Origin of the sequence: Auraticoccus cholistanensis (genome assembly GCF_009742705.1) — a bacterium.
Lineage (GTDB): Bacteria > Actinomycetota > Actinomycetes > Propionibacteriales > Propionibacteriaceae > Auraticoccus > Auraticoccus cholistanensis.
Genome location: NZ_WPCU01000005.1, coordinates 34,871 through 61,694, shown reverse-complemented (window position 1 = coordinate 61,694; position 26,824 = coordinate 34,871). Strand labels below are relative to the sequence as shown.

Below are 26,824 nucleotides of genomic sequence, written 5' to 3'. Positions count from 1 at the left end.
GTGGACGGGCCGACTGCCGCGCCGGCGGGGCGCCGCGACCCGCGCCGGGTGCGCGCGCTCCGCTGGCTCAACCGTCGCGGGGTGCGGCTGCTGCACCTCCTCGACGCCGTCTCCATCTACGCCAGCCTGTGGCTGATCACCGGGGCGCTGATCCTGGTCCGGCCCGGCTTCAACGCCGCCTCCTACTCCCAGCGCTACGCCTGGACCTACGCGGTGGTGGTGCTGGTCCACCTCGCCGTCTTCTACTTCGGCGGTCTCTACGACCGCGAGCGTCGTCTGGGGGTGCGCCCCGGGGCGGCCAAGATCATCACCGCGGTGTGGTTCGCCTCGCTACTGATCGGCCTGATCAGCTGGCTGGCCGGGGAGTTCCTGATCCCCCGCAGCGTGCTGCTGGTCTACGCCGTGGTCGGGCCCTTCTGCCTGGCCGCCAACCGCTGGCTCTCCCGCCGGGTGCGGCTGCGCACCGAGGGCCCGCCCCGGGTGCTGCTGGTCGGGGACCCGCAGACCGTCACCCTCGCCGAGCAGCACCTGCTGCAGGCCGGCGAGGGCATCGTGGTCGCCGGGCACAGCGCCTCGGTGCTGGACCTGCAGCAGCGGGTCCGCGAGGCGGGCGCGACCGACGTCGTGCTGCTCGACGCCGGCTCGCTGGAGGTCCTCTACACCACCGCGGGGCTGGCGGACCTGGAGCGCGACGGCGTCTCGACCCTGCAGATCGTCCGCCCGCAGGACTCGCTGCTGGGGCTGCGCAACGTCGGCGAGATCGGCGGCATGCCCTTCGTGCTGCTCTCGGCCCACGCGCTGACCCCCTCGCAGCGGCGGCTGAAGCGGTGGATGGACGTGGTGGTGCTGCTGGTGACCGCCCCGGTCACCCTGCCGCTGGGGCTGTTCACCACCCTCTACGTGGCTGCCGTGGCAGGCCGCCCGCTGCTGTTCGTGCAGCAGCGGGTGGGGTTCGAGGGCCGGCCCTACTGGATGCTGAAGTTCCGCACCATGGGCGTGGACGCCGAGCGCGGCACCGGGCCGGTGCAGGCGGCCGCCGACGACCCGCGGGTGCTGCCGGGGATGGCCTGGATCCGCGCCACCCGGCTGGACGAGCTGCCGCAGCTGCTGAACGTGCTGCACGGCAGCATGACCATCGTCGGCCCCCGCCCCGAGCGCCCGGAGGAGATGGCGGCCTACGAGGCCGCCTTCCCCGGCTACCGGCGCCGCCACCAGACGCTGCCCGGCATCACCGGCCTGGCCCAGGTCTACGGCCGTTACCACACCGCCATCGAGTACAAGCTGGGCCACGACCTGCACTACCTCGCCGACTGGTCGCCCGTGGTCGACCTGCAGATCATGCTGCGGACCGTGTGGGTGATCCTCACCCGCCGGCTCTGAGGCCGGAGCCGTCGGCAGCCCTGCTCAGGCCTGTCGTGCGAGGACCGACGCGGCCGCGGCCAGGTGCGCCTGCGCGAGCCGCTCCGCCTGGGACCGGGCACGGTCCAGCAGGCCCTCCAGCTCGGCGAGCTCGCCCTCCTCCAGCACGCCGGCGACCTGGGCCGCCTGCCAGCCCGCGATCTTGACGTGCACGCCGGCGATCAGGCCCTCCAGCTCGACGAGGTCGCTGAGCGGGGCACGCCGCAGCAGCCGGCCGTTCGGCTTCAGCCGGCCGACCCTCTCCCCCAGCCGCAGCGCCACGACCTGCGGCCACGACGGCCGGACGCCCAGGCGCCGCATCACCCGCTCGTCGAAACCGAGGTCCTCGCGCGCCTCGCGGGCCAGCTGGTCCAGCACCGCGCCGTGCGGGCGGTCACGCTGGGCGGCCGCGGCCCGGACGAAGAGGTCGACCACCGCCCGTCCACCGGCGTGGTGGTTGCGCAGCAGGATCGCGAAGGGCGTGGCCATGCCGCGGAGATACCCACACGGCTCCGCCGCCACGCGGCCCGGGCTGAGGGACGACCGGCTCACCGCGCCCACGAGGACGCCGCGCCCCTGCTGGCCGCGCCCTGCTGGCCGCGGGACCCCTGCTAGCGGGGGCCAGGGGCGCCCGCGGGTGCCGGAGCGCCCCTGCGGCGCAGCAGCCGGACGGTCAGACCGACCAGCAGCCCCAGACCGGCGACCGGGCCGAGGTTCGCCACGAGCTCCTGCAGCGGGCCGTAGCCGCGCTCGACCTCCTGGCCGTAGGGCAGCAGGGCCAGCGGCAGGCAGAGCGAGACCCACAGCGTCCAGCCGCCGGCCAGCAGCAGCACCCACCGCGGCAGCGAGCGGTCCCGCCAGCCGACGAGCACGGCCATCCCCAGCACCAGCACCCAGACGTGGTGGTGGGTCCACGACAGCGGCGAGGCCAGGCAGGTGCCCATCCCGACCAGGGCGACGGCGAGCACCCGGTGCCCCCGCAGCCACCACCAGCGGGCCACCACCGCCGAGAGCAGGGCCACCACCGCCGCGAGCGCCAGCCCGGCGAGCGTCACCAGCCGGCCGTCGTCGTCGGCCAGCCGGGTCACCACCCCCAGCAGCGACTGGTTGCCGACGTAGATGGGTCCCGCGGTGCGGGTGTCCCCGGCGGCCAGCCCGCCGAAGAACTCCAGCGAGCGGCTGGGCTGCAGCAGCGCGCCCAGCAGGGTCAGCACGGCGAAGCTGGCGATGGCGGTCCACGCCAGCCGGCGGCGGCCGACCAGGAAGGCGAACACCACGAACAGCGCCGGGGTCAGCTTGATCGCCGCGGCCAGCCCGACGAGGGTGCCGCGGGGCAGCCAGCGCCGCTCCCCCTCGGCGTCGGGGAGGAGGTCGGCGACCACCAGGAACATCAGGAAGGTGTTGACCTGGCCGTAGCCCAGCGTGGTCCGCACCGGCTCCACCGCCAGCACGGCGACGACCCCGAGCAGGGCCAGCGGCCAGCCGCGGGGGGCGCCGCAGCGGCGCAGCACGGCCTGCTGGGCGGCGACCCCCGCCGCGGTCCACAGCAGCTGCCAGACCACGTAGGGGCCGACCGCCAGCGGCGCCATCAGCACCGCGGCGACCGGCGGGTAGATGAAGAACAGCCCGTAGCCGGGGCTCTGGGTGGTGTAGATGTTGCCGCCGGCGAGCATGTCCTTGACGGCCAGCACGTAGACGTCGAGGTCGATGGTGGCCGGTGCCCACGGCCAGCCGCGGCCGCCGGAGATGACGAAGGGCAGCACCGCGACCGCCACCAGGAGCGGCGGCAGCAGCTCGACCAGCCCGCGCTGCAGCCGGTCCCGGCCGGACACCTCGGGCTGCGCCCCCTCGCTCAGGACTGTCGCGCTCACCCGGCGCTCCCGGTCAGCCGGGCGTGCACGGCGTCCAGCTCGTCGGGGTCGGCGCGGCGCTCGAGCAGCGCCCGCAGGCCGGGGTGCTCGGGGTAGCGCGGCACCAGGTGCACGTGCAGGTGCGGCACCTCCTGCCCGGCCACGGCACCGGCGGAGCTGAAGACGTTCATCCCCGCGCAGCCGAGCCGCTCGCGCAGCAGCCGGGCGGTCGTCTCGACGGCCGGGGCGATCTCGGTCCACGTCCCGGCCCCGTCGAGCAGGTCCTCGACGTGGCGCCGCGGCACCACCAGGGTGTGGCCGCGGTGCAGCGGGGCGATGTCGAGGAAGGCCACCGCGTGCTCGTCGGCGTGCACCTGGCGCGAGGGCAGCTCCCCCGCGACGACCCGGCAGAACAGGCAGCTCATGGGTTCAGTTGACCACATTCTCCAGCGGCTCACCGGCGGCGAACCGGCGCACCTGGGCGGCCACCAGGCGGTCCCGGCGGCGCTCGAAGGAGGAGGCGTAGCCGCCCACGTGGGGGCTGATGAGCACGTTCTCCACCCCCCACAGCGGGTGGTCGGAGGGCAGCGGCTCGGGGTCGGTGACGTCGAGCGCGGCCCGCAGCCGTCCCGAGGAGGTCTCGGCCAGCAGGGCGTCCGTGTCGACCACCGGCCCCCGGGACACGTTGACCAGCAGGGCCCCGTCGGCCATCCGCGCCAGCATCTCGGCGTCGAAGAGGCCCTCGGTCTGCTCGGTGAGCGGGGTGATCACGAAGACGGTGCCCATCCGGGGCAGGTGCTCGGCCAGCTCCTCGACCGGCCTCACCTCGGGGTCGCTCTTGGCCGAGCGGGCGAAGCGGGTCACCGAGGCGACCTCGAAGCCGCCGAGCCGGGCCTCGATGGCCTTGCCGATGCGGCCGTAGCCCACGATGGCGACGTCCTGGTCGGCCAGCGAGACGCCCCAGGTGGCGTCCCAGGTCGCGGTGGCCTGCTGGCGGGCGAAGCGGTCCAGGTGCCGTCCGCTGGCCAGCGCGAGGGCGACCGCCAGCTCGGCGGTGGCGGTGTCGTGGATGCCGCCGCCGTTGCAGAGGGTGACGCCGTCGGGGACCCGGTCGACGACGTTCTCGTAACCGGCGGACTGCAGCTGCAGCACCTGCAGCGAGGTCATCTCCTCGATCCGCTCCAGCGCCTTCGGCCCCGCCATGTACGGCATCACGGCGAACTCCACGTCCGCGACGGAGCCGGGCAGCTCGGTCGCGGACGTCCACGCCTCCACGGTGAGCCCGTCGGGGAGCCCGCCGAGCTTCTGCTCGGCCTCCTCGGCGCCGTAGGGCAGCCAGACCACGCGGTTCGCCATGCTCAGAATCCTCTCCTGACGGGGTGCCCGGCCGCGGCCAGGGCGTCCTTGACCTCTGTGATGGACAGCGTGCCGTAGTGGAAGACGCTGGCCGCCAGCACGGCGTCCGCGCCGGCCTCCACCGCCTCGACGAAGTGCGCCGCGGTGCCGGCACCGCCGGAGGCGATCAGCGGCACCTCCACCTGCGAGCGGACCGCCCGGATCATCTCCAGGTCGAAGCCGGCGGTGGTGCCGTCGGCGTCCATGGAGTTGAGCAGCACCTCGCCCACCCCGAGCTCGACGCCGCGCCGGGCCCACTCCACGGCGTCCAGCCCGGCGTCCTTGCGGCCGCCGTGGGTGGTCACCCCGAAGCCGGACGGCTGCGCCGGGTCGCGGCGGGCGTCGACGGAGAGCACCAGCACCTGGTTGCCGAAGCGGCGGGTGATCTCGGCGATCACCTCGGGCCGGTGGATGGCGCCGGTGTTGATGGCGGCCTTGTCGGCGCCGGCCCGCAGCAGCGCGTCCACGTCGGCGGCGCTGGTCACCCCGCCGCCGACCGTGAGCGGGATGAACACCGTGCCGGCCGTCTGGGCCACCACCTCCCGGGTCGTCTCGCGCCCTTCGAACGAGGCGGAGATGTCGAGGAAGGTGACCTCGTCCGCGCCCGCCGCGCCGTAGGCCGCGGCCAGCTCGACCGGGTCGCCGGCGTCGCGCAGGTCGGTGAAGTTGACCCCCTTCACCACGCGCCCCGCGTGCACGTCCAGGCACGGGATGACGCGGACCGCCACGCTCATCGGCGCCGGCGGACGCCGGAGGGGGCGCCCGGGAGGGACCCGACGGCCACGCGGCCGGCGGGGAGGACGGGGAAGGCCATGCGCCCAACCTATCGGGGTGCGCGCGCCACTAGGGTGGGCCCATGCCCGCCGTGGACGCCACCTTCACCGAGCTCCCCCTGGACCTGCTGGCCGACGCCGCCCTCGGCCGGGCCCTCGACCTGGGCGCCGAGCACGCCGACGTCCGGGTGGAGCGGATCCGCGAGTCCGAGCTCGCGCTGCGCGACGCCCGGCTCGACCGCAGCACCGCCAGCACCGTGCTGGGGATGTCGGTGCGGGTGGTGCACCGCGGCTGCTGGGGGTTCGCCGCCGGCATCACCCTGACCCCCGAGGCGGCCCGGACGCTGGCCAGCCAGGCGGTGACCACGGCCACCGTCTCCGCCGCCCTCAACGCCGACCCGGTGCGGCTGGCCGAGGAGCCGGTGCACCGGCTGGAGTACTGCTCGGACTACGAGCTCAACCCCTTCGAGGTGCCGGAGGCGGAGAAGCAGGCCCGGCTGACCGACCTGAGCGAGCGGCTGCTGGCCGCCGACGGCGTGCACCACGTGGACGCCCGGGTGCACGCGGTGCAGGAGAACAAGTTCTACGCCGACACCGCCGGCACCCGCACCGTGCAGCAGCGGGTCCGGATCCACCCGGAGGTCACCGCCACCTCGGTCGGCCCCGAGGGCTTCTCGACCATGCGCACGCTGGCCCCGCCGACCGGCCGCGGCTGGGAGTACCTCACCGGGACCGGCTGGGACCTCGACGCCGAGGTGGCCGAGCTGCCCGAGCTGCTCGCCGAGCACGTGAAGGCGCCGTCGGTGCAGCCCGGCCGGCTGGACCTGGTGATCGACCCGACCAACCTGTGGCTGACCATCCACGAGTCGGTCGCCCACGCCACCGAGCTCGACCGGGCGCTGGGCTACGAGGCCGCCTACGCCGGCACCTCCTTCGCCACCCCCGACCAGCTCGGCAGCCTGCACTACGGCAGCCCGGTGATGCACGTGACCGGTGACCGGGTCACCCCGCACGGGCTGGCCACCGTGGCCGTCGACGACGAGGGCGTGGCCGCGCAGACCTTCGACATCATCTCCGCCGGCACCCTGGTCGGCTACCAGCTCAACCGTCAGATGGCCGCGGACCTGGCCGGACCCGGCGGAGGGCGCTCCAACGGCTGCGCCTTCGCCGACTCCCCCGGTCACATCCCGCTGCAGCGGATGCCGAACGTGTCGCTGCAGCCCTCCCCCGGCGCGACCAGCACCGACGACCTGATCAGCCAGGTCGAGGACGGCCTCTACGTCGTCGGCGACAAGTCCTGGTCGATCGACATGCAGCGCTACAACTTCCAGTTCACCGGGCAGCGGTTCTACCGGATCAGCGGCGGACGGCTGGCCGGGCAGGTCCGCGACGTCGCCTACCAGGCCACCACCACCGACTTCTGGCGCTCGATGGAGGCCGTGGGAGGCGCCGGCACCTACCGGCTGGGTGGGGCGATGAACTGCGGCAAGGGCCAGCCAGGGCAGGTCGCCTCGGTGTCCCACGGCTGCCCGTCGGCGCTCTTCCGAGGAGTCAACGTCCTGAACGCGCGCGCCGAGGGAGGGCTGTGATGGAGGAGCAGGCACCGCAGGAGCTGGCGGCCGGCGGAGCGCCGGTCGCGTCGCTGCTGGAGATGGCGCTGGCGCGGCTGGGCGGCTCCGCCGGCTCCGTGGTCGTCGACGAGGCCACCAGCGCCAACCTGCGCTGGGCCAACAGCTCGCTGACCACCAACGGCCAGATGCACGAGCGGCGGATGACCGTGGTGGCGCACGCGGAGGTGGCCGGCGGCACGGCGGTCGGGATCGCCTCCGGCCCGCTGGTCGGCCCGGCCGACGTGGAGCAGCTGGTCGACCAGGCCACCGCCGCCGCGGCCGTCTCCGGACCGGTCGAGGACGCGGTGGAGCTGGTGCCCGGGACGGCCGCCGACGGCTGGCAGGAGCCGGCCGCCGCCGGCGGCATCGAGGTGTTCGCCGACCTGGCCCGCGGGCTGGGCGGGCAGCTGGAGCGGGCCCGGCGCGAGGGCACGGTGTGGTTCGGGTTCGCCGAGTACGTGGTGACGACCACCTGGTTGGGGACCAGCACCGGGGTCCGGCGCCGCAGCGTAGACCGGATGGGCCGGATCGAGGTGAACGCCAAGCGTCCGGCCGAGGACGGGGGGCGCGGGGCCTCGGCCTGGGTCGGCCAGGCCTGCGAGGACTTCGCCGAGGTCGACGTCGACGCGATGGCGGTGGAGCTGGACCGCCGGCTGGGCTGGTCGCGGCGCAGCGTCGACCTGCCGGCCGGGCGCTACGAGACGCTGCTGCCGCCGTCGGCGGTGGCCGACTGCATGATCTACGCCTACTGGACGATGTCGCGCCGCGACGCCGAGGAGGGCCGCAACGTCTACGCCGGCGAGGGCGGCCGGACCCGGCTGGGCGAGCGGCTGACCAGCCTGCCCTTCACGCTGGCCTCGGACCCGGCCGCACCAGGGATGGGAACCGCCGACCACGCGGTGGTGCGCGCCCCCGCCTCGGGGATGACCTCGGTCTTCGACAACGGCGCCCCCGTGGAGCGGGTGCAGTGGATCACCGACGGGGTGCTCACCGAGCTCGTCGCGCCGCGGACGCCGGCCGACCCGGTGCTGCGCTTCCCGGTCGACAACCTGCTGGCCGAGGCGGGCGGCACCGCCACCCTGGACGAGATGATCGCCCGCACCGAGCGCGGTCTGCTGCTCACCTGCCTGTGGTACATGCGCGAGGTGGACCCCGAGACCCTGCTGCTCACCGGGCTGACCCGCGACGGCGTCTACCTCGTGGAGGACGGCCAGGTCGTGGCGCAGGTGAACAACTTCCGCTTCAACGAGTCGCCGGTGGACCTGCTGCGCCGGGCCACCGAGGCCTCGGTCAGCGAGCAGACGCTGTGCCGGGAGTGGAACGACTGGTTCACCCGCACCCGGATGCCGGCGCTGCGGGTTCCGGACTTCAACATGTCCACGGTGTCCCAGGCCTCCTGAACCGGGGCCGGCCCGGCCGGACGGTCAGCGACGCAGCTGGAGCACCTGGCGGACCGAGGTGCCGCGGCTGGAGATGGTGGCCTCGTCGTCGTCGCACTCCAGGTCCGTGCCGCCGGCGGGGACCATGGTGCCGAGCAGGTGCTCCAGCGGCATCCCGTGCTCCGGCGAGCCCTCCGGGAGCTCCATCGCCACCGTCCCCTCCGACTCCTCGACGGTGTAGCGCACGCCGTCGCCCTGCACCACGACGCTGCCCGTGGCGCTGCCCGCGACGCTGATCTCGCTCTCGCGGTGGCCGATGCTGACCGTCACGTCCTCGTCGCCGGTGCTGCTCAGCCACCAGCGGCCGTCCTCGAAGCCGAAGGCCACGTCGCCGCCGCGGCCCTCGGTGGCCGTCGCGTCACCGGTCCCCAGCGCGAAGCGGTCCATGGTCCAGACGCCCTGCAGGCACTCCAGCGCGGCCCGGAGGGCCTCCGGGGCCGGGGTGGGCGACCCGGCAGGGGTGCCGGCCGGCGTCCCGGTGGCGGAGGCGGTCGCCGTCGGCGGGGCCGTCGTGGCCGCAGGTGCCGTCGGCTGCCCGGCCGGGGCGGTGGTGGGACCGGTGCAGGCGGCGAGCAGCGCCACCGCGGTGGTGGCGAGGAGGACGCCGCCGCCGGTCGTCGGCGTCCTGCTGCGGTCCACGTCGGTCCCCTCCCGATCGGTCCTGGTACGCGGCCACGGTAGCCAGCGCCCACAACCCTGCCCGGGGCACCGCGCCCCCGCTGCGCCGCCGGGTGGACCGGGGAGCGTCAGGAGCGCTCGACGTCCGGCTCGGGGGCGAAGTCGCCCTGCTCGAGCTCGCCCTCCTCCGGGTCGGCGTCCTCCGGCTCGAAGGCCACGACGCCGCGGCGCATCCGCGCGACCACCTCGCGGCAGGTCGCCCGCAGCCGGGGGTCGGTGGTCGCCGAGCCGACCTGGTCGGCCAGGTCCAGCACCTGACGCACCCAGCGGACGAAGTCGCCCGCCGACAGCCCGGTGATGTCCAGCACCTCGGCCAGCGGACGCCCGGCGGTCCAGTGGTGCGCGGCCCGGGCGAAGCCGATGTCGGGCTCGGGGCCGCGGTCCAGCCGGGCGTCGCGCTCCAGCAGGCTGACCTCGCGCCAGATGCCACGGACCCGGCTCATCACCTCCTCGGTCTCGGCGTCCGGCATGCGGGGCCGGAAGCGTCCCTCGGCGCGCCGGGACTCGAAGACGAGGGTGGACAGCACCGCCGCCAGCTGCGGCGAGCTCAGCCCGTCGAGCACCCCGCCGCGGATGCACTCGGCGGTGACCAGGTCCAGCTGGCTGTAGATGCGCGACAGCACCCGCCCGGCGTCGCTGACCCGCCAGCGGTCCAGGTCGGCGTCCGGGTCGTCGGCGGGCGGCACCAGGTGCCCGAGAGCGCCCAGCACCTGGCAGATCCGGTCGAACTGGCTGGCGATGCCGCTGGTGCGCCGGCGCACCTTGTTCTCCAGCTGGGCGTTCTCGCGCTCCAGCCGCAGCGCCCGCTCGGCGAGCCGGGCGTGGTCCTCGCGGTCGGGGCAGCGGTGGCACGGGTGGGCCTGCAGCCGCGCCCGCAGCTCCTCGATCCGTTCCCGGCTCTCGGCGTCCAGCGCGCTGCGGCGGTAGGCGGCGGGGTCGGGGTCGATCTCCTCCAGCCGGGAGCGCAGCGCGGCCGACAGGCTGCGCCGGCTGGCCGGCTGCTTGACGTCGAAGTGCTTGGGGACCCGGACCCGGCCCACCACGACGGTGGGGACGGGGAAGTCGACGAGGCTGAGCCGGCGGACCTGACGTTCCTCGGTCATCACCGTCGGCGTGGGGTCGGCGGAGTCGCGGCGCACGCCGGGGTCGATCACCACGGCCCAGCCGCTGGAGCGTCCGCTGGGGACCCGGATCAGGTCGCCGGGCTTGAGCGCGAGCAGCGCCTGCAGCGACTCCGCACGCTTGTCGGCCTTGCGCTCGCGGGCGGCCTCGGCCTCCAGCCGGGCGATCTCGCTGCGCAGCCGGGCGTACTCCCCGAAGTCGCCCAGCTCGCAGGCGGCGCGCTCCATCAGCTGGGCGACCTGGGCGCGGTTGCGGGCCTGGTTGCGGGCCATCCCCACGACCGCCCGGTCGGTCTGGAACTGGGCGAAGGACTGCTCGAGCAGCTCCCGCGCCCGGGCCCGGCCGACGGCGGCGACCATGTTGACCGCCATGTTGTACGTGGGCCGGAAGGCCGAGCGGAGCGGGTAGGTGCGCCGGGAGGCGAGCCCGGCCACCGCCCGCGGGTCGAGGCCGGGTGCCCACTGCACGACCGCGTGGCCCTCGACGTCGATGCCGCGGCGGCCGGCCCGGCCGGTGAGCTGGGTGTACTCGCCGGGGGTGATGTCGACGTGGTTCTCGCCGTTGTACTTGACCAGCTTCTCCAGCACCACGCTGCGGGCCGGCATGTTGATGCCCAGGGCGAGGGTCTCGGTGGCGAAGACGACCTTGACCAGGCCGCGCACGAACGCCTGCTCCACGCACTCCTTGAACGCGGGCAGCATGCCGGCGTGGTGGGCGGCGATGCCGCGCAGCAGCCCCTCGAGGAAGGTGTGGTAGCCCAGCGCCTCCAGGTCCTCCGGCGACAGCCCGGAGACGTGGGCGTCGGCGATGTCGAGGATCTGGGCGCGCTCGACGCCGTTGGTGAGGTACAGGTCCGAGCCGAGCAGCTGGCTGACGGCACCGTCGCAGCCGGCCCGGCTGAAGACGAACACGATCGCCGGCAGCAGGTTGGCCCGCTCCAGGCTGCGCACCATCATGGCCCGGCTGGGCACCAGGTTCGAGCGCGGTCCGCCGCGCGGGGCGGACGCCCCGCCGTAGGCGCCGGAGCCGTAGCTGGTCTGCCGCCTGCCCTTGCCGTTGCGGCCGCGGGGACGGCGGGAGTCGTCGCGGAGCTGGCGGGTCTCGCTCTTGGCGATGCGCAGCAGCCGGGGGTTGACGTCGGGGCGGCGGGCGGGCGCGTCGGGGTCGGTGACCGCGGTGGGCGCGATGTCGTCGAAGAGGTCGATCAGGTCGCGGCCGGCCAGCACGTGCTGGTAGAGCGGCACGGGGCGGCGCTCGGAGACCACGATCGCCATCTCGCCGCGGACCTCGGCCAGCCACTCGCCGAACTCCTCGGCGTTGCTCACCGTGGCCGACAGCGCCACCACCTGCACCGACTCGGCCAGGCCGATGATGACCTCCTCCCAGACCGGGCCGCGGAAACGGTCGGCGAGGTAGTGCACCTCGTCCATCACCACGTAGCCCAGGTTGGTGAGGCTGCGGGAGCCGGCGTAGATCATGTTGCGCAGCACCTCGGTGGTCATCACCACCACCGGCGCCTCGGAGTTGTGGCTGGTGTCGCCGGTCAGCAGCCCGACGTTCTCCGAGCCGTGGCGGCGGACCAGGTCGGCGTACTTCTGGTTCGACAGCGCCTTGATCGGGGTGGTGTAGAAGGCCTTGCGGCCCTGCAGCAGGGCCAGGTGGACGGCGAACTCGCCGACGATGGTCTTGCCCGCGCCGGTGGGCGCGGCGACCAGCACGCCGGAGCCGTCCTCGACGTGGCGGCAGGCCTGCAGCTGGTAGTCGTCCAGGGGGAAGGGGAAGGTGTCGGCGAACTCGGCCAGCGCGGGGCTGGCCTGGCGCTCGCGGAAACGCCGGAACCGCTCGGCCGCCGACAGCTCCTCGGTGGGCTCGATCACCGTCCCAACCTACCCACCGGGCCCACGGCCACCTCCCGGCCCTCCCCCGCCGCCCCCGGCCGCGGACCGGCACGACCCCGGGGCGCCTCGCCCGTCAGGCCAGGACGGTCAGCGCCGCCGGCACCGACCGCACGCTCAGCGGGGCGGGGCCGAGCAGCTCGCCGTCGCCCATGGCCACCAGCCCGTCGCCCAGCAGGTCGACGCGGCGGGCCCGCAGCCGCTCGACGGCGGGGTGGTGGACGAACCAGCCGGTGAACATCAGCGGCAGCAGCGCCAGCAGGGTGGCCCGGCTGGCGGGGTGGATGATCGTGACGTCGAGCTGGCCGTCGGTGGGGTCGGCCGAGGGGCAGATGTTCATGCCGCCGCCGTAGTAGCCGCCGTTGCCCACCGCCACCAGCATCGCCTCCAGCTCGCGGCTGGTGCCGTCCACCGCCAGGCGGTACGGCAGCGGGGTGAAGGTGGCCAGCTCGGCCAGCGCGGCCACGGCGTAGCGCAGGTTGCCCTTCGGACGGGCCATCGCGTTGGCGCGGCGGTTCACCCGGGCGTCGAACCCGGTGGCGACCACGCTGCCGACCCACGTGCTGGTGCGGCCCTCGGCCAGCTCCCCCTCGACGCGCAGCGCGTCCACCGTCCGGGTCCGGGCCCCGCCCAGCCGCTCGGCCGCCCGCACCGGCCCGCGCAGGTCGAGACCGAGGCCGCGGCACATGTCGTTGCCGGTGCCCGCCGGCAGCATCCCCAGCGGGACGGAGGTGCCGGCGCAGGCGTTGACCCCCAGGTGCATCATGCCGTCACCGCCCATCACCAGCAGGCAGTCGTCGCGGCCGGCGGCGGCCTCGGCGTCCTCGACCGCCCGCCCGCAGGCCTCCCGGGCCTCGGGGTAGCCCTCGGTGCGACGGACGTCGATCCGGTGCCGTGGCAGCGCCCGGGCGACGGCGGTCAGGACGTCGGGCAGCCGTCGCCCGGCGCGGCCCTTGCCGGCGGTCGGGTTGACCACCAGGGTGCAGCGCGGCGTCGCGTGCCCCGCGCGGCCCGTGCCGGACGGGGGGTGGTCGTCGTCGGCCACGGCGTCAGGAGGTGATCTCGGGCGTCGCCTCGGACGCCTCGGCCTCCAGCTGCCGGCGCGCCCGGCGCCGGTCGTTGACGTGGCAGACCGCCTCGGCGATCAGGTACAGCAGCGACATCGGCAGGGCCAGCGCCAGCATCGAGAAGGGGTCCGTGGTGGGGGTGGCGACCGCGCCCACCACGAAGGTGCCGAAGATGATGAAGGTCCGCGCCTGCGCCAGCTGCTTGGCCTTGACCACGCCGAGGAGGTTCAGCGCGAGCACCACGATGGGCAGCAGGAAGGCCACCCCGAAGACCAGCATGAGCTGGATCAGCAGGTTGAGGAAGTCGGGCAGGTCGATCATGTTGGTCACCTCCTGCCCCTCGGGGGTGAACCCGAGCATGACGGAGATGGCCCGCGGCATGATCCAGTAGCCCATCGCGACGCCGCCGAGGAAGAGCGGGGTGGCGGAGCCGATGAACAGCAGCGCCCACTTCTTCTCCTGCGCCAGCAGCGCCGGCACGATGAAGGCCCAGATCTGGTAGATCCACACCGGCGAGGACAGCAGCAGACCGGCCACCACGCAGATCTTGATGGCCAGCACGAAGGGGGCGGGGACGCCGATGTTGACGATCTCGGTGCTGATCCCGGGGTTGTCCTCGGCCAGGTACTGCCGGGCGAGGTTGTAGGGGTACAGCAGCACCGCGTACAGCCGCTGGTAGAACACCGCCGACAGGATCGACGCCAGCACGATGGCGATCAACGCGATCGTCAGCCGGTAGCGCAGCTCACGCAGGTGGTCGACGAGGGCCATGGTGCCGTCCGGGCTGGACGGCGGCGGCTTCAGCCAGTCGAACGAGACACGGCGGCCCCGCAGGGTCAGCGACATCTCCTGGGATCAGGCGTCGCGCCGGGGCTCGGTCGGCGGGTCGACCACCTCGGCGTCCACGACGTCGTCCCGCCGGGTCGGCTGCGGCGCCGGCGGCGTGGAGTCCTCGGCGGAGGCCTGCTCGGCCTTGTCGTCCTTCTTGCCGCTGCGGAGGCTGGCGGTCTCCTCCTTGAACTCGCGGATGGCCCGGCCGGTGCCCTTGCCGATGCCGGCCAGGCGGGAGCCGCCGAAGATCACCAGGGCGACGATGATCAGGATGATGATCTCCGAGCCCGCGGGCAGTCCCATAATCGAGGGAGTCATGGCGTGTCCTCTTTCCAGTGTCGGGCCGTCCACGGGTCCCCGTCGACAGCCTCGTCCATCGTACGCGTCCGAGCCGGGTTCTGCCTGCCGCCGCTCACCGGCTGCGCGGCCCGGCCACCCGGTCGCGGAGGGCCTGCACCCGCTCGGGATCGGGTTCGGGGGCGAGCTGGCCGGCCAGGTCGGCGAGCTGCTCGGCCTGCCGGCCCAGGTGGGCGACCTCCGACCACAGCTCCTCGCCGCGGTGCCACAGGTAGATCCCCCACAGCACCAGGGTCACCACCAGCAGCAGGCAGCCACCGCCGATGATCAGCACCCACATCATGACGCCGACCCTAGCCCGTCCAGGTCGAGGCGGCGGTACAGGGCCAGCGTCTGCGCGGCGGCCCGGGCGGCGTCCTCGGCCGCCTCGGGAGGTACCACGGCGCGGACCCCGTCGGAGAGCTGCAGCAGCAGCGCGCGCAGCCAGCCGGGGTCGGACAGCGGCAGCGTGGCCCGCACCGCGCCCTCCTCGTCCAGCTGCTCCACCGACAGCACCGGGTGGTACTCGGCCACCCACGCCGCCCCGGGCGCCAGCTCGAGGGTGACCTCACCCACCGGCACCAGGGCCTCCAGCCACCCCTCGGGGGACGCCGGCAGCTCGCCGTGGTCCTCGGCCGGCTCGCCGGTGGGCTCCACCGAGGCGATCCGGTCGAGCCGGAAGGTGCGCCAGTCCCGGCGCTCCAGGTCCCAGGCCTCCAGGTAGGCCACCCCGTCGCGGATGCTGACCCGGCCGGGGTCGACCTGGCGACGGGTGGTGCGGGTCGGGGCGTCGTAGACGAGGTGGAGGCGCTGCCCGGCCGTGACGGCGGCGGCCACGGTGTCGCGGATCCGGTCGTCACCGGACTGCACCGACACGCTGACCCGTCCGGCCAGCTCGTGCACCGACCCGGCCGCCCGCTCCAGCTTGGCCAGCGCGGAGTCGACCACGGCGAGCACGTCCTCGCCGGCCACCTCGCGCAGCGAGCGCAGCCCCAGCACGAGCCCGAGGGCCTCGTCGGGGGTGAAACGCAGCGGGCGGGACAGGTAGTCGGCGTTGGAGAGGTGGATGGTGCCCTCGCCCTCCACCGCGTCCATGTCGATCTCGATGAGGTCGCCCGGCATCAGCCCCGGCAGCCCGCACATGTAGAGCACCGACAGGTCGGCGCGGAGCTGGCGCGGGGTCACCCCGAAGGTGGCGGCGGTCTCGGTCAGGCTGGCACCGTCGTGGGCCAGCAGGTACGGCACCAGGGCGAGCAGCCGCTGCACCTGCTGCGCCGACGTCATGCGCTCTCCTCCAGCCAGGTCGAGGCCTCGACCGCACCGGCACCGGCCACCCCGGCCAGGTGGCGCAGCAGCCGCTCGCGCACGCCCGCCGGCTCCAGCACCACCACGTCGGCCCCGCAGGCGGCCACCTCGCCGACCAGGCTCGCCTCGTCGGCGTAGCCGACCTCCCACACCGACCACGCCCCGGCGAGCTCCGGAGGCAGCGGCCGGCTGCTCGGGCGGCCGCGGCGGCGCAGCGCGGGCGCCCGGTCGGCGCGGACGGCCAGCACGGCGGTGCCGGTGGCGGGGGCGGGCTCGAGGCTGCGCGCCAGCGCCCGCACGTCGACGTCGGCGGGCACCTCGAAGGCGTCCGGCCCGGCCACCACCTCGGGCTGGCCGACGATCCGCGACATCTTGAACATCCGCGGCGCGCCGCGGTCCAGGTCGTGTCCGACGACGTACCAGCGGCCCTTGTTGGAGGTGACGCCCCAGGGCTGCAGGGTGCGCACCTCCCCGGTCCCGGTGCCGCCGCGGCGGTAGCGGAAGCGGACCTGGGAGCGGGTGAGCACCGCCTGCCAGAGCACCTCGAAGGCGCCCTCGCGGGCGGCCACGGTGGGGTTGATGCTGGTGATCCGGCTCGAGTCGGTCTCGACCCCGGCGGCGCGCAGCTTGGCCCAGGCGCTGCGGGTGGAGGAGGCCATCCGGCTCTGCCGCCAGCTCTGGGCGGCGAGCGCGACCACGGCGGCCTCGTCGGCGTCGAGCTCGATCGGCGGCAGCTCGAAGTCGGTGCGGCGGATCCGGTAGCCGAGCTCGTCGTCGAAGTAGCTGGAGTTGCTGCCGGTCTCCACCGGGACGCCCATGGCTCGCAGCTCGTCCTTGTCGCGCTCGAAGGTGCGTTCGAAGGCGGCGTCGGAGAGCCCCCGGTAGCCCTCCACCACCTGGCGGATCTGGTCCTTGGCCAGGAAGCGGCGGGTGGCCAGCAGGCAGATGGTCAGATTGAGGATGCGCTCTGACTTCCGCGGGGCCATGGCCGGGACAGTACCAGCGCCCCGGGCGGCTGCGAGGAGCTAGCCGCGGACGCCGGCGACGGCCTCGGCCAGCCGTCGCGCGGTGGCCAGGTCGGTCGCCTCGTGGCCCTCCGGAACGCCGTCGGTGGTGGCGGAGCCGAGCGAGAGCCGCGAGCCCGCGGGGACGAACACCTTGGCCGAGGCGTGCACCCCCTCCACCCCGACCGCGGCCAGGTCGGCGACGTGCTCGGGGCGGACTCCGCCGCCGGCGACCACCGCCACGTCCCCGGCCGCCTGCACCATCGCCGCCAGCGTCGGCAGGCCCTGGTGGGCGCTGGCCGCCCCGCCGGAGCTGAGCACGCGGGCGACGCCGAGGCCGGCGAGCCGCCGGACCGAGCGCACCGGGTCGGCGGAGACGTCGACGGCCCGGTGCACGGTGACCGGCAGCCCGTCGGCGACGGCCACGAGGCGTCGCAGCACGTCCAGATCGAGCTCGCCCTCGTCGTCGAGGGCGCCGACCACCACCCCGTCGGCGCCGGCCTCGACCGCGACCGCGACGTCGTCGCAGCACAGCTCGACCTCGTCGGCGGTGTAGCGGAAACCGCCGCCGCGGGGGCGGACCAGCACGTGCACCTCGACCGGACCGGCCGCGGCCACCGCGGCGCGGAGGGTGCCGAGCGAGGGGGTGAGCCCGCCGAGGGCCAGCGCGACCCCCAGCTCGACCCGCCGGGCGCCCACGGCCCGCGCCACCTCGACGCCGGCCCGGTCGGAGACGGCGAGCTCGAGCGAGGTCACCGCGCCAGCCGCAGCTCGACCACCGGCACGGCCACGTCGGGCCGCACGGTGGGCAGCAGCAGCGTCAGCGTGCCCGGCGGCTGCCCGCCGGGGCGCATGGTGTGGGCCTCCTGGCCGGGCTCGTGCACCTCGGTGCGGACCTCGGAGCCGTCGTGCAGGAAGCGGGCGAAGCGCACCTGGCCGGCCAGCCCGGGCAGGTGCAGGTGGGCGAACGGCCAGGACAGCAGGTGCACGTAGAGCCGGTCCCCGCGCTGGGTGTAGACGGTGCCGCTGGGGGCGGTGTGCTCGCTGGCCCCCGCGCCGTGGACGGAGTCGCGGTGCAGCTCCATCCAGGCGGCGACGGCGTCGAGGGTGGCCGCGTCGCGGGGCGGGATGGCCCCGCGGCCGTCCGGCCCGACGTTGAGCAGCAGGTTGCCGTCGCAGCTGACGGTCTGCACCAGCATCTCCACGATCTGGCGGACGCTCTTGTCGGCGGTGTTGTCGCGGTCGTAGCCCCAGGAGCCGTTGATGGTCTGGCAGGCCTCCCAGCGCAGCCGGACGCCGTCCTGCTCCATCGGCGCGGTCGGCTGGTACTGCTCGGGGGTGACCAGGTCGGCGGGGATGCCGAGGCGGTCGTTGACCAGCATCTGGGGCTGCAGCTCCCGGCACAGCGCCAGCAGCTCCTCCCCCCGCCAGTCGGCCGAGGTGCGCCCGGGCAGCCCGGCCATCCCGTCGGGCTGGGTGAAGTCGAAGAAGAGGTAGTCGATCGGGCCGTAGCCGGTCAGCAGCTCCCGCACCTGGGCGTGCAGGTAGTCGACGTAGCGGGAGAAGTCCTTGCCGGCGTCCAGCTCGGCCCAGTCCGGGTGGTGGCGGCGGGGGTGGAAGGCGTCGACGGTGTAGTCGGGGTGGTGCCAGTCCAGCAGCGAGTGGTACAGCCCCACCCGCAGCCCGGCCGCCCGGCAGGCGGCCACCGTCTCGGCCACCAGGTCCCGGCCGCAGCTGCGCACCGAGGTGTAGTCGGTCTGCGCGGAGTCGAAGAGGCAGAAGCCGTCGTGGTGCTTGCTGGTCAGCACCACGTAGCGCATGCCGGCCGCGGCCGCCCGCGCCACCACGGCGGTGGCGTCGTAGCGGTCGGCGTCGAAGACCTCGGCGTAGCGCTCGTAGTCGGCGACCTCCATCTCCTCGCGGTGCATCACCCACTCGTGCCGGGCGGCGACCGAGTACAGGCCGAAGTGCAGGAAGAGGCCGAAGCGGGCCTCGTCGAACCAGCGGGCGTCGGGTCCGGGGGTGCTCACTGGCCGGCCTGGGTGAAGAGGACGTCCACGACGTAGACCAGGGTCTGGCCGGGCTCGAGAGCCGGCGTCTGGTTGCCCTGCGGGTAGCCCTGGTCGGGCGGCACCACCAGCAGCACGCGGCTGCCGACGGGCTGGTCGACCAGCCCCTGCTGCCAGCCGGGGATCAGCGAGGAGAGCGCACCGGTCTGCGGGCCGTCCTCGTAGCTGCTGTCGAAGACCTCGCCGGTCTCCCACACCACCCCGCGGTAGTTGACGGTGATGGTGTCCTCGGCGGCGACCGGCTTGCCCTCGCCCTCGACCAGCGGCTGCACCACCAGCTCGCCGGGGGCCTCGCCGTCGGGGACGGTGATCTTCGGGTCGTCCTCGGGGCCCGACACCTCGGGCAGGCCCTCCTCGGGCTCGACCGCGGTGCCCTCGGGGCCGTCCAGCTGGGTGGCCACCACGTCGACCACGAACAGCAGCGTGTCGCCGACCTCGATGCCGGCCTGCGGGTTGCCGCCGGAGGCGTCGTAGCCGTCCTCGCCGGGCATCGCGATCAGCACCCGGCTGCCCACCCGCTGGCCCTCCAGACCCTTGGAGAAGCCGGGGACGACCTGGTCGAGGGGGAAGACGGCCGTCTGACCGCGCTCGAAGGAGGAGTCGAACACCTCCCCGGTGCGGGCGTTGACGCCGACGTAGTCCAGCTCGGCGGTGCCGTCGGCGGCCAGCTCGGCGCCGTCGCCCTCCGACAGCACCTTGGTGCGGGTCTGGTCCACCGCCCAGGGGGCGTCCACCTCGACCTCGGGGGCCTCGCCGGCCTTGCCGCTCACGGTGATCTCGTCCAGGTCGCTGGAGGGGTCGACCGGCTCGGGCGTGGGGCTGGGTGAGGGCGTCGCGGTCTCGCTCGGGCTCGGTGCCGCCGAGGGGGTGGCGGACTCCGAGGGGGCGGGGGCGGCCTCCGGCTCGTCGCTCCCGCAGGCGCTGAGGGCCAGCAGCGGGACCAGGGCGGCGACCGCGCCGGCCGCGGTGAGCCGACGTCGGAGGGCGGCGCCGCGCAGGCGGATCAGGGTGGGGGGCGTTCTGCTCTCAGGCACCGCTGCAACATACCCGAGGTCGAGCCGGCCCCTCGACCGCCGCGCGGCCGCCGCGGAGGGCGGCGCGTGGCCGCTGCGGAGGGCGGCGCGTGGGCGCCGGTCAGTGGCTCCCGCGCTGCTCCATGGCCTCGATCAGCCGGTCCACCCGGTCGTCGGTGGCCACGAAGGGGTCCCGGCACAGGATGGTGCGCTGGGACTGGTCGTTGAGCTTCAGGTGCACCCAGTCGACGGTGTACTCCAGGCCGTGGGCCCGCGCCGCGGTGACGAAGCGGCCGCGCAGCCGGGCCCGCGTGGTCTGCGGCGGCTCGGTGGTGGCCAGCTCGACCTCTTCGGGGGTGGTGAGCCGGACCGCGGCCCCGCGGGACTCGAGCAGCCGGAACAGCCCCCGGCCGGGCTCGATGTCGTGGTAGGCGAGGTCGATCTGGGCCAGCCGGGGGTCGTCGAGGTCCATCGAGTGCCGCTCGGCGTAGCGCAGCAGCAGCCGCCGCTTGATCACCCAGTCGATCTCGGTCTCGACGTCGGAGAGCCGGTCGGACTCGATGGCCAGCAGCGTCCGCTCCCACAGGTCGAGCACCTGGCGCAGCTCCGGGCCCGGGTCCATCTCGGCCGCCACGTGGGCCTGCACCGCCTGCAGGAACGTCTGCTGCAGCGCCAGCCCGGTGGTGGTGCGGCCGTTGGCGAGCACCACCTCCGCCCGGCCGGTGCGGTCCCGGCTGATGTCGCGCAGCGCCCGGATCGGGTTCTCGCAGGCCAGGTTGCGCAGCGCGACGCCGTCCTCCACCAGCCGCAGCACGAGCTCGAGGCTGCCCACCTTGAGCAGCGTGGTGGTCTCGCTCATGGTGGAGTCGCCGACGATGACGTGCAGCCGCCGGTAGCGCTCGGGATCGGCGTGGGGCTCGTCGCGGGTGTTGATGATCGGGCGGCTGCGGGTGGTGGCCGAGGAGACCGACTCCCAGATGTGCTCGGCCCGCTGGCTCAGCGCGTACCCGGCCCGCGGCCCGTCGCGCACGATCCGCCCGGCGCCGCACAGCAGCTGCCGCGAGACCAGGAACGGCACCAGCAGGTCGGTGTAGCGGGAGAAGCTGCCCTCGCGCGAGATCAGGTAGTTCTCGTGCGATCCGTAGGAGTTGCCGTGGGAGTCGGCGTTGTTCTTGAACAGGTAGATGCGGGCGTCGACGTCCTCCTCGGCCAGCCGCTCGCGGGCGTCGGCGGCCAGCCGGCTGACGACGACCTCACCGGCGCGGTCGTGGGCCAGCAGCTGGCGCAGGTTGTCGCACTCGGCGGTGGCGTACTCGGGGTGGGAGCCCACGTCGAGGTAGACCCGTGCCCCGTTGGAGAGGAAGACGTTGCTGGAGCGGCCCCAGCTGACCACCGTCCGGAACAGGTAGCGGGCCACCTCGTCGGGGTTGACGCGGCGCCCGCCGCTGCTGGTGCAGGCGACCCCGAACTCGGTCTCCAGCCCGTAGATCCGCCGGCTCAGCACGCGCTCGTCCCCCTCCGCCTCAGCGGCCGCCGACGCGCCGGTGCGGGCACCGGCTCACATCCCGACCAGGTCGAGCAGGCTGCCGAGCTCCTCGCGGGTCAGCTCCCGCAGCTCCCCGACCGGCAGCCGGCCCAGCCGCACCGGGCCGATGGCGATCCGCGACAGCTCGTTGACCGGGTGGCCGACGGTGTCCATCATCCGCCGCACCACCCGGTTGCGGCCCTGGTGCAGGGTGATCTGCAGCATGCTGCGGTCGGCGGCGACCGAGACCAGCCGGACCGAGTCGGGGCGGACCGGGCCGTCGTCGAGGGTGACGCCCTTCTCCAGCCGGCGGACGGTGCGCCGGTCGACCACCCCGGCCACCTCGGCCAGGTAGGTCTTCGGGACCTCCCAGGAGGGGTGGGTCATCCGGTGGGCGAACTCGCCGTCGTTGGTGAGCAGGATCAGGCCCTCGGTGTCGGTGTCGAGCCGCCCGACGTGGAAGAGCCGCTCCTTGCGCCGGCCCAGCAGGTCGTCCAGGGTGCGTCGCTCCAGCGGGTCGTCCATGGTGGAGACGACCCCGCGGGGCTTGTTGAGCACCAGGTACACGTGGTGGCGGGCCGGTGGCACCCGGGCGCCGTCCACGCGGATGACGTCGGAGGCGGGGTCGACCCGCAGCCCCTGCTCGGTGACCACCGAGCCGTTGACCTCCACCCGGCCCTCGGCGATCAGCCGCTCGCTGGCCCGCCGGGAGGCGAAGCCGGCCTGGGCGAGCACCTTCTGCAGGCGCACCCCGGGGGTGTTGTCGTCGTCGTCTGGTCGCTCGCCGCTCACGGCTGCTCCTGGTTCTCGGTGGTCGGGTCGTCGGGCAGCTGGCCTGCTGCCGGGTCGGTGCCGGAGGTGCGCGGCACGGCGGCGAGCTGGCCGAGCTCGGCCTCCAGCGCGCTGGCGTCGGGCAGGTGCGGGGCCAGGTCGGGCAGCTGGTCCAGCGACTGCAGCCCCAGCCGCTGCAGGAAGGTGTCGGTGGTGCGGAAGACGGTGGCCCCGGTGACCGGGTCCTGCCCCGCCTCCTCGATCATCTCCCGGGCGACGAGGGTGCGCACCACCCCGTCCACGTTGACGCCGCGGACCGCCGACATCCGGGCCCGTGAGATGGGCTGCAGGTAGGCGACGACGGCCAGCGTCTCCAGCGCCGCCTGCGAGAGCCGGGCCTGCTGGCCCTGCAGCACGGCGCGGGTGATGACGTCGGCGTGCTCCTCGCGGGTCCAGTAGCGCCAGCCGCCGGCCAGGTGCCGGAGCTCGAAGCCGCGGCCGGTGCGGTCGTAGAAGTCCGCGAGCTCCTCCAGCGCCTGCTGCACCAGCTCGGTCGGGACGCCGAGCACCTGGGCCAGCGTGAGGGTGCTCAGCGGCTCGTCGGCCATCAGCAGCAGCGCCTCCAGCGGCCCGCCGAGGTCGCCGGCGAGCTCGGGGTGCACGGTCTGGCCCTCCTGCTGCTCGCTCACCGCCGTCCTCCCTGCGCCCTGTCCTGCTGGTGGTGCCCGTCGGGCTCCCCGTCGGGCGCTCGCCCGTCGGGGGTCTCCTCGGCACCCGTCGGACCAGCCTCGTCGAACTCCTCCGAGATCGCCAGCTCGCCCGTGTCGCTACCCACCCAGCGGATGGTCAGCTCACCCAGCGGGTCGGGCTGCTCGAAGACCACCGCCTGCTCGCGGTACAGCTCCAGCAGCGCCAGGAAGCGGGCGACCGTGGTCATCCGGTCGGCGTCGGCGGTCAGCTCGGCGAAGGTGGCGGCCCGGGCACGGCGCAGCCGGGCGACCACCAGCCCCGCCTGCTCGCGGACGCTGACCTGCGGGGCGTGCAGGTGCGCCAGCGAGATCTCCGCCGCCGGGCGGGGGGTGAGGGCGCGCCCGGCCAGCGCGGCCAGCTGCTCGGGGGTGGTGGTGAAGGTGACCTCGGGCAGCAGCCGGGCGTAGCGGTCCTCCAGCCCGCCCGGGCGGGGGAAGCGGCGGGCCTGCTCCTCGAGCGCGGCGCCCAGCCAGGCGGCCACGCGCTTGAAGGCCCGGTACTGCAGCAGCCGGGCGAAGAGCAGGTCGCGGGCCTCGAGCAGCGCCAGGTCCTCGGGGTCCTCCACCTCCCCGGCGGGCAGCAGCCGGGCGGCCTTGAGGTCGAGCAGGGTGGCCGCGACCAGCACGAACTGGCTGGTCTGCTCCAGGTCCCAGCTGGTGCCGGCGGCCTTGATGTGGGCGATGAACTCGTCGGTGACCCGTGAGAGGGCGACCTCGGTGACGTCCATCCGGTGCCGCGAGATCAGCTGCAGCAGCAGGTCGAAGGGACCCTCGAAGTTGTCCAGCCGGACGGTGAAGGAGGACGGCCGGGGTGTCTCCTCGCCGGCCGGCGACCCGTCCAGCCGGGCGCCGCCGGGGGCAGCGGTGCTCACGTGTCGGTCAGCCGGCGGACCAGGTCGGAGTCGGCACCGCGCTCGGCCAGGTCGGCGAGCGCGCCGGCGATGGCGGCGCGGACGATCCGGCCGCGGTCCACCCCCAGCCGGTGCTCGGCCCGGAGCTGGATCCGCGCCTGCTCCAGGGACAGCAGCTCGTCGCCGCTGACGTAGACGGTGATCTTCTCGTCGTGGCGGACCCGGCCGGTGGGCTTCGGCGTGCCGCGCCCGGCCGCGCGCTCGCCCGTCCACCCGCTCTCGGCCGCCGGCCCGCTCTCGACCGGCCGCCCGCTCTCGACCGCCGGCGGGGCCTCGGCGGGCCGCCGCGGGGTGGCGCCGGTGTCGCCGGTCTGGGTGGTGCGGAACAGCTCGGAGGCGCCGGGCAGGTTCACTCGGCGTGGCATCGGGCCAGCACCTCCCGGGCCAGCGAGCGGTAGGCGGCCGCACCGGGTGAGGAGGAGGCGTAGGTGGTGATCGGCTCACCGGCCACCGTGGTCTCGGGGAACTTGATGGTGCGCCGGATGACGGTGTGGAAGACCACGTCCCCGAAGGCCTGCACGACCCGCTCCAGCACCTCGCGGCTGTGCAGCGTGCGCGCGTCGTACATGGTGCCCAGGATCCCCATCAGCTCCAGCTCGGGGTTGAGCCGGTCCTGCACCTTGGCGATGGTGTCGGTCAGCAGGGCGACCCCGCGGAGGGCGAAGAACTCGCACTCCAGCGGCACGACCACCTTGTCCGCGGCGGTCAGCGCGTTGACCGTCAGCAGGCCGAGGGAGGGGGCGCAGTCGATGAGGATGACGTCGTAGCGCTTGCGGACGCCGTCCAGCACCCGCTTGAGGGTCTGCTCACGGGCCACCTCCGAGACCAGCTGGACCTCCGCGGCGGAGAGGTCGATGTTGGCCGGCAGCAGGTCCAGGCCCTCGACGCTGGTGGGGGTGAGCACCTCGTCGACGGTGTACTCCCGCGACATCAGCAGGTTGTACACGCTGGCCTCGAGGGTGTGCGGGTTGACCCCCAGCCCGACCGACAGCGAGCCCTGCGGGTCGAAGTCGACCATCAGCACCCGTCGGCCGGTCTCCACCAGCGCCGCCCCCAGGTTGATGGTGGTGGTGGTCTTGCCCACCCCGCCCTTCTGGTTGCACATGGCGATCACGACCGCGCGCCGGGGGCCGGGACCCGGCGGCGTGGGCTGCGGGATCTCGGGCCAGGGGCGTCCCGTGGGGCCGACGGCGGGCTGCTCGGCCGTGTCGGTGGCCCGCCCCACCGCCGGGGCGGTCTCGAACAGGGGGGTCGCTCGGTCCTGGGCCCCGTTCCTCGGGTACCGGCTGTCGTCCACGTGTGTCCTTCCCGTGCGGCTCCGCGCCCCAGCCGGACCCGTCTCCCGACGGCAGCTGGACGCCCGCGGGCTGCACGTGGTTCCCGCGTCTGAGTGAGGTTAGCGCGAGTGCGGGGAGAAGTCTCGGCGCTCAGCGGGCGCGCGGGTGGGCGCTGAGGTACACCTCGCGCAGGTGGTCGACGGTGACCAGGGTGTAGATCTGGGTGGTGGTGACCGAGGCGTGGCCCAGCAGCTCCTGCACCACGCGGACGTCCGCGCCGCCGTCGAGCAGGTGGGTGGCGAAGGAGTGGCGCAGCGTGTGGGGCGAGATCTCGGCCTCGATCCCGGCCCGGGCGGCGGCGCTGCGCAGCAGCCCCCAGGCGCTCTGCCGCGACAGCCGCCCGCCGCGGGAGTTGAGCAGCAGGGCCGGCCCACCGCGTCCGGTCGACAGCGCGGGCCGGCCGCGGACCAGCCAGTCCGAGACGGCGCGGCGGGCGTAGGAGCCCAGCGGCACGATCCGCTCCTTGTCGCCCTTGCCGATCAGCCGCAGCCCCTGGCGCGGGTCGGCGTCGGCCTCGACCAGCCGGGCGACGTCGTCGACGTCGAGCGCCACCACCTCGCTGATCCGGGCCCCCGTGCCGTACAGCAGCTCCAGCAGGGCGGCGTCGCGGAGCCCCGTCGGGGTGCTGCGGTCGACCGCGTCCAGCACGGCCTGCACCTGCTCCAGCGGCAGCGCCTTCGGCAGCCGGCGCCCGCCGCCGGGCGGGTGCACGGCCGCGGCCGGGTTGTCGGTGGTGAGGCGCTCCTGCACGCCGAAGCGGTGCAGGCTGCGCACCGCGACCACCGCCCGCGCCACGCTGGCCCGCGCCAGCGGCGGGTGGTTGCTGCCGTCGGGCGCGGTCCACCCCTGCTGCAGCGCGTGGGCGAAGGAGCTGACCGCCCCGGGGTCGATCTCGGCGGGGGTGCGCACCCCGCGGGCGGCGAGGTGGGCCAGGTAGCGCTCGAGGTCGCGCCGGTAGCCCTGCACGGTGTGGACCGACATGCCGCGCTCGACGGCCAGGTGGTCCAGGTAGCCCTGCACGAACCGGGTCAGCTCGGGGCCGGGCCCCTCGGCGGGCCGGTCCTCGGGCCGGTCCTCGGCCGGGGTCACGGACGGGCGGTGCGGGCGGGCCAGGGGGCGTCGGCCGGACGCAGCGTGCGGAAGCCGTCGCGGCGGGCCAGCTCGGTGGCCAGCACCCCGGACACGGTGAGCGGGTTCTGCAGCCGGCCGGCCAGCACCGCCTGGACCAGCTCGGCCAGCGGGGCCAGCACGACGTCCATCTCGAGCTCCTCACCCTCCACGACGAAGCCCTCGGGGTGGTCGGTGGGGTGGAGGTCACGCGCCAGGTACACCCGGACGGACTCGCTGGTGCTGCCGGGGCTGACGAACTGGTCGACCAGCACGTGCCACTCCCCCGCCGCCAGCCGGGTCTCCTCGGCCAGCTCGCGCTGCGCGGCGGTCAGCCACTCCTCCTCGGCCACGTCGAGCAGCCCGGCGGGCGGCTCCACCAGCCGGTGCCGCACCGGGTGGCGGTACTGGCGCACCAGCACGACCCGGTCCTGCTCGTCCAGGGCGATCACACCCACCGCACCGGGGTGCTGCAGGTACTGCCGGTGCAGGGTCTCCCCACCGGGGGTGCGGACCTCGTCGTCGACCATCGTGGTGATGCCGCCGCGGGCCAGCACCTCGCTGCGGACGACCTCCCAGCCGAGCGGCTGGTCGGCCAGCTCGCCGGCCGGAAGCACCGGCACGTCCAGCGCGGGACGG

General features: G+C 74.6%; 26 protein-coding genes and 1 pseudogene. 3 read left to right on the top strand and 24 right to left on the bottom strand.

All coding sequences use genetic code 11. The features are described 5' to 3' along the window. Entirely contained in the window at positions 1 to 1,380 is a 1,380-nt protein-coding gene (locus GC722_RS06235) for an exopolysaccharide biosynthesis polyprenyl glycosylphosphotransferase (protein WP_156609115.1), read from the top strand. A gap of 24 nt (positions 1,381 to 1,404) precedes the next feature. On the opposite strand, the gene GC722_RS06230 is transcribed toward GC722_RS06235, so the two are convergent. The 5 genes from GC722_RS06230 to hisF all read right to left on the bottom strand — a co-directional run bounded on the left by GC722_RS06230 (position 1,405) and on the right by hisF (position 5,377). Beyond that, the gene (locus GC722_RS06230; RefSeq protein WP_156609110.1) at positions 1,405 to 1,887 is read right to left on the bottom strand and encodes a hypothetical protein; all 483 of its coding nucleotides are present in this window, start codon (positions 1,885 to 1,887) and stop codon (positions 1,405 to 1,407) included. A gap of 122 nt (positions 1,888 to 2,009) precedes the next feature. Continuing rightward, on the bottom strand, positions 2,010 to 3,269 hold the full coding sequence (locus tag GC722_RS06225) for a glycosyltransferase 87 family protein (protein WP_156609106.1): 1,260 nt from the start codon (positions 3,267 to 3,269) through the stop codon (positions 2,010 to 2,012). Continuing rightward, positions 3,266 to 3,673 (bottom strand): HIT family protein, encoded by a 408-nt coding sequence (locus GC722_RS06220; RefSeq protein WP_156609099.1) that lies wholly within the window; start codon positions 3,671 to 3,673, stop codon positions 3,266 to 3,268. The genes GC722_RS06225 and GC722_RS06220 overlap by 4 nt, the downstream gene beginning before the upstream one ends. Before the next feature lie 4 nt (positions 3,674 to 3,677). After that, positions 3,678 to 4,604, bottom strand: coding sequence for a 2-hydroxyacid dehydrogenase (locus GC722_RS06215; protein WP_156609097.1), 927 nt, complete (start codon positions 4,602 to 4,604; stop codon positions 3,678 to 3,680). A gap of 2 nt (positions 4,605 to 4,606) precedes the next feature. After that, the gene (gene hisF, locus GC722_RS06210; RefSeq protein WP_156609095.1) at positions 4,607 to 5,377 is read right to left on the bottom strand and encodes an imidazole glycerol phosphate synthase subunit HisF; all 771 of its coding nucleotides are present in this window, start codon (positions 5,375 to 5,377) and stop codon (positions 4,607 to 4,609) included. Positions 5,378 to 5,499: 122 nt separating this feature from the next. Here hisF and GC722_RS06205 point away from each other — a divergent pair, with 122 nt between their 5' ends. Further along, a complete protein-coding gene (locus tag GC722_RS06205) occupies positions 5,500 to 7,005 on the top strand; it encodes a TldD/PmbA family protein (RefSeq protein WP_156609089.1) in 1,506 nt (501 codons plus the stop codon). Continuing rightward, on the top strand, positions 7,005 to 8,426 hold the full coding sequence (locus GC722_RS06200) for a metallopeptidase TldD-related protein (protein WP_156609087.1): 1,422 nt from the start codon (positions 7,005 to 7,007) through the stop codon (positions 8,424 to 8,426). Before GC722_RS06205 ends, GC722_RS06200 begins: the two co-directional genes overlap by 1 nt. Positions 8,427 to 8,450: 24 nt before the next feature. On the opposite strand, the gene GC722_RS06195 is transcribed toward GC722_RS06200, so the two are convergent. From GC722_RS06195 to GC722_RS06105, 19 genes and pseudogenes are all read right to left on the bottom strand, one after another. Beyond that, a complete protein-coding gene (locus tag GC722_RS06195; RefSeq protein ID WP_156609085.1) occupies positions 8,451 to 9,104 on the bottom strand; it encodes a hypothetical protein in 654 nt (217 codons plus the stop codon). Positions 9,105 to 9,211: 107 nt separating this feature from the next. Next, entirely contained in the window at positions 9,212 to 12,121 is a 2,910-nt protein-coding gene (locus GC722_RS06190; protein WP_408609303.1) for a DEAD/DEAH box helicase, read from the bottom strand. A gap of 115 nt (positions 12,122 to 12,236) precedes the next feature. Next, entirely contained in the window at positions 12,237 to 13,205 is a 969-nt protein-coding gene (locus GC722_RS06185) for a diacylglycerol/lipid kinase family protein (RefSeq protein ID WP_331714447.1), read from the bottom strand. Positions 13,206 to 13,209: 4 nt separating this feature from the next. Then, positions 13,210 to 14,073: a twin-arginine translocase subunit TatC gene (tatC, locus tag GC722_RS06180; RefSeq protein WP_156609083.1), complete on the bottom strand. Its 864-nt coding sequence runs from the start codon at positions 14,071 to 14,073 to the stop codon at positions 13,210 to 13,212. Positions 14,074 to 14,148: 75 nt separating this feature from the next. After that, positions 14,149 to 14,361, bottom strand: a pseudogene (locus GC722_RS06175) (twin-arginine translocase TatA/TatE family subunit); the annotation flags it as partial. A 109-nt stretch (positions 14,362 to 14,470) separates the two neighbouring features. Further along, positions 14,471 to 14,698, bottom strand: a complete 228-nt coding sequence (locus tag GC722_RS06170; protein ID WP_156609080.1) for a hypothetical protein — start codon at positions 14,696 to 14,698, stop codon at positions 14,471 to 14,473. Further along, entirely contained in the window at positions 14,695 to 15,678 is a 984-nt protein-coding gene (locus tag GC722_RS06165) for a helix-turn-helix transcriptional regulator (RefSeq protein WP_156609078.1), read from the bottom strand. Before GC722_RS06165 ends, GC722_RS06170 begins: the two co-directional genes overlap by 4 nt. Continuing rightward, positions 15,675 to 16,685: a helix-turn-helix transcriptional regulator gene (locus GC722_RS06160; protein WP_156609076.1), complete on the bottom strand. Its 1,011-nt coding sequence runs from the start codon at positions 16,683 to 16,685 to the stop codon at positions 15,675 to 15,677. Before GC722_RS06160 ends, GC722_RS06165 begins: the two co-directional genes overlap by 4 nt. Before the next feature lie 39 nt (positions 16,686 to 16,724). Continuing rightward, positions 16,725 to 17,459 carry a copper homeostasis protein CutC gene (locus tag GC722_RS06155; RefSeq protein WP_197429862.1) on the bottom strand — a complete coding sequence of 245 codons (735 nt, stop codon included), beginning with the start codon at positions 17,457 to 17,459 and terminating at the stop codon, positions 16,725 to 16,727. Then, complete coding sequence (locus GC722_RS06150) at positions 17,456 to 18,733, bottom strand: alpha-L-fucosidase (RefSeq protein WP_156609074.1); 1,278 nt, start codon at positions 18,731 to 18,733, stop codon at positions 17,456 to 17,458. The genes GC722_RS06155 and GC722_RS06150 overlap by 4 nt, the downstream gene beginning before the upstream one ends. Continuing rightward, complete coding sequence (locus tag GC722_RS18200; protein WP_156609072.1) at positions 18,730 to 19,806, bottom strand: FKBP-type peptidyl-prolyl cis-trans isomerase; 1,077 nt, start codon at positions 19,804 to 19,806, stop codon at positions 18,730 to 18,732. The genes GC722_RS06150 and GC722_RS18200 overlap by 4 nt, the downstream gene beginning before the upstream one ends. Before the next feature lie 100 nt (positions 19,807 to 19,906). Then, a complete protein-coding gene (gene pafA / locus GC722_RS06140) occupies positions 19,907 to 21,289 on the bottom strand; it encodes a Pup--protein ligase (RefSeq protein ID WP_331714446.1) in 1,383 nt (460 codons plus the stop codon). 54 nt (positions 21,290 to 21,343) lie between these two features. Continuing rightward, positions 21,344 to 22,102, bottom strand: a complete 759-nt coding sequence (locus GC722_RS06135) for a pseudouridine synthase (RefSeq protein WP_331714445.1) — start codon at positions 22,100 to 22,102, stop codon at positions 21,344 to 21,346. Further along, a complete protein-coding gene (scpB, locus tag GC722_RS06130) occupies positions 22,099 to 22,770 on the bottom strand; it encodes an SMC-Scp complex subunit ScpB (RefSeq protein ID WP_331714444.1) in 672 nt (223 codons plus the stop codon). Before scpB ends, GC722_RS06135 begins: the two co-directional genes overlap by 4 nt. Next, complete coding sequence (locus tag GC722_RS06125; protein WP_408609297.1) at positions 22,767 to 23,702, bottom strand: segregation and condensation protein A; 936 nt, start codon at positions 23,700 to 23,702, stop codon at positions 22,767 to 22,769. The genes scpB and GC722_RS06125 overlap by 4 nt, the downstream gene beginning before the upstream one ends. Further along, a complete protein-coding gene (locus tag GC722_RS06120) occupies positions 23,699 to 24,106 on the bottom strand; it encodes a hypothetical protein (RefSeq protein WP_156609069.1) in 408 nt (135 codons plus the stop codon). The genes GC722_RS06125 and GC722_RS06120 overlap by 4 nt, the downstream gene beginning before the upstream one ends. Further along, a complete protein-coding gene (locus GC722_RS06115; protein ID WP_408609296.1) occupies positions 24,091 to 25,038 on the bottom strand; it encodes a ParA family protein in 948 nt (315 codons plus the stop codon). The genes GC722_RS06120 and GC722_RS06115 overlap by 16 nt, the downstream gene beginning before the upstream one ends. A 130-nt stretch (positions 25,039 to 25,168) precedes the next feature. Continuing rightward, entirely contained in the window at positions 25,169 to 26,110 is a 942-nt protein-coding gene (locus GC722_RS06110; protein WP_156609708.1) for a site-specific tyrosine recombinase XerD, read from the bottom strand. Positions 26,111 to 26,163: 53 nt separating this feature from the next. Then, a complete protein-coding gene (locus GC722_RS06105) occupies positions 26,164 to 26,784 on the bottom strand; it encodes an NUDIX domain-containing protein (RefSeq protein ID WP_231747560.1) in 621 nt (206 codons plus the stop codon). Positions 26,785 to 26,824 lie beyond the last annotated feature (40 nt).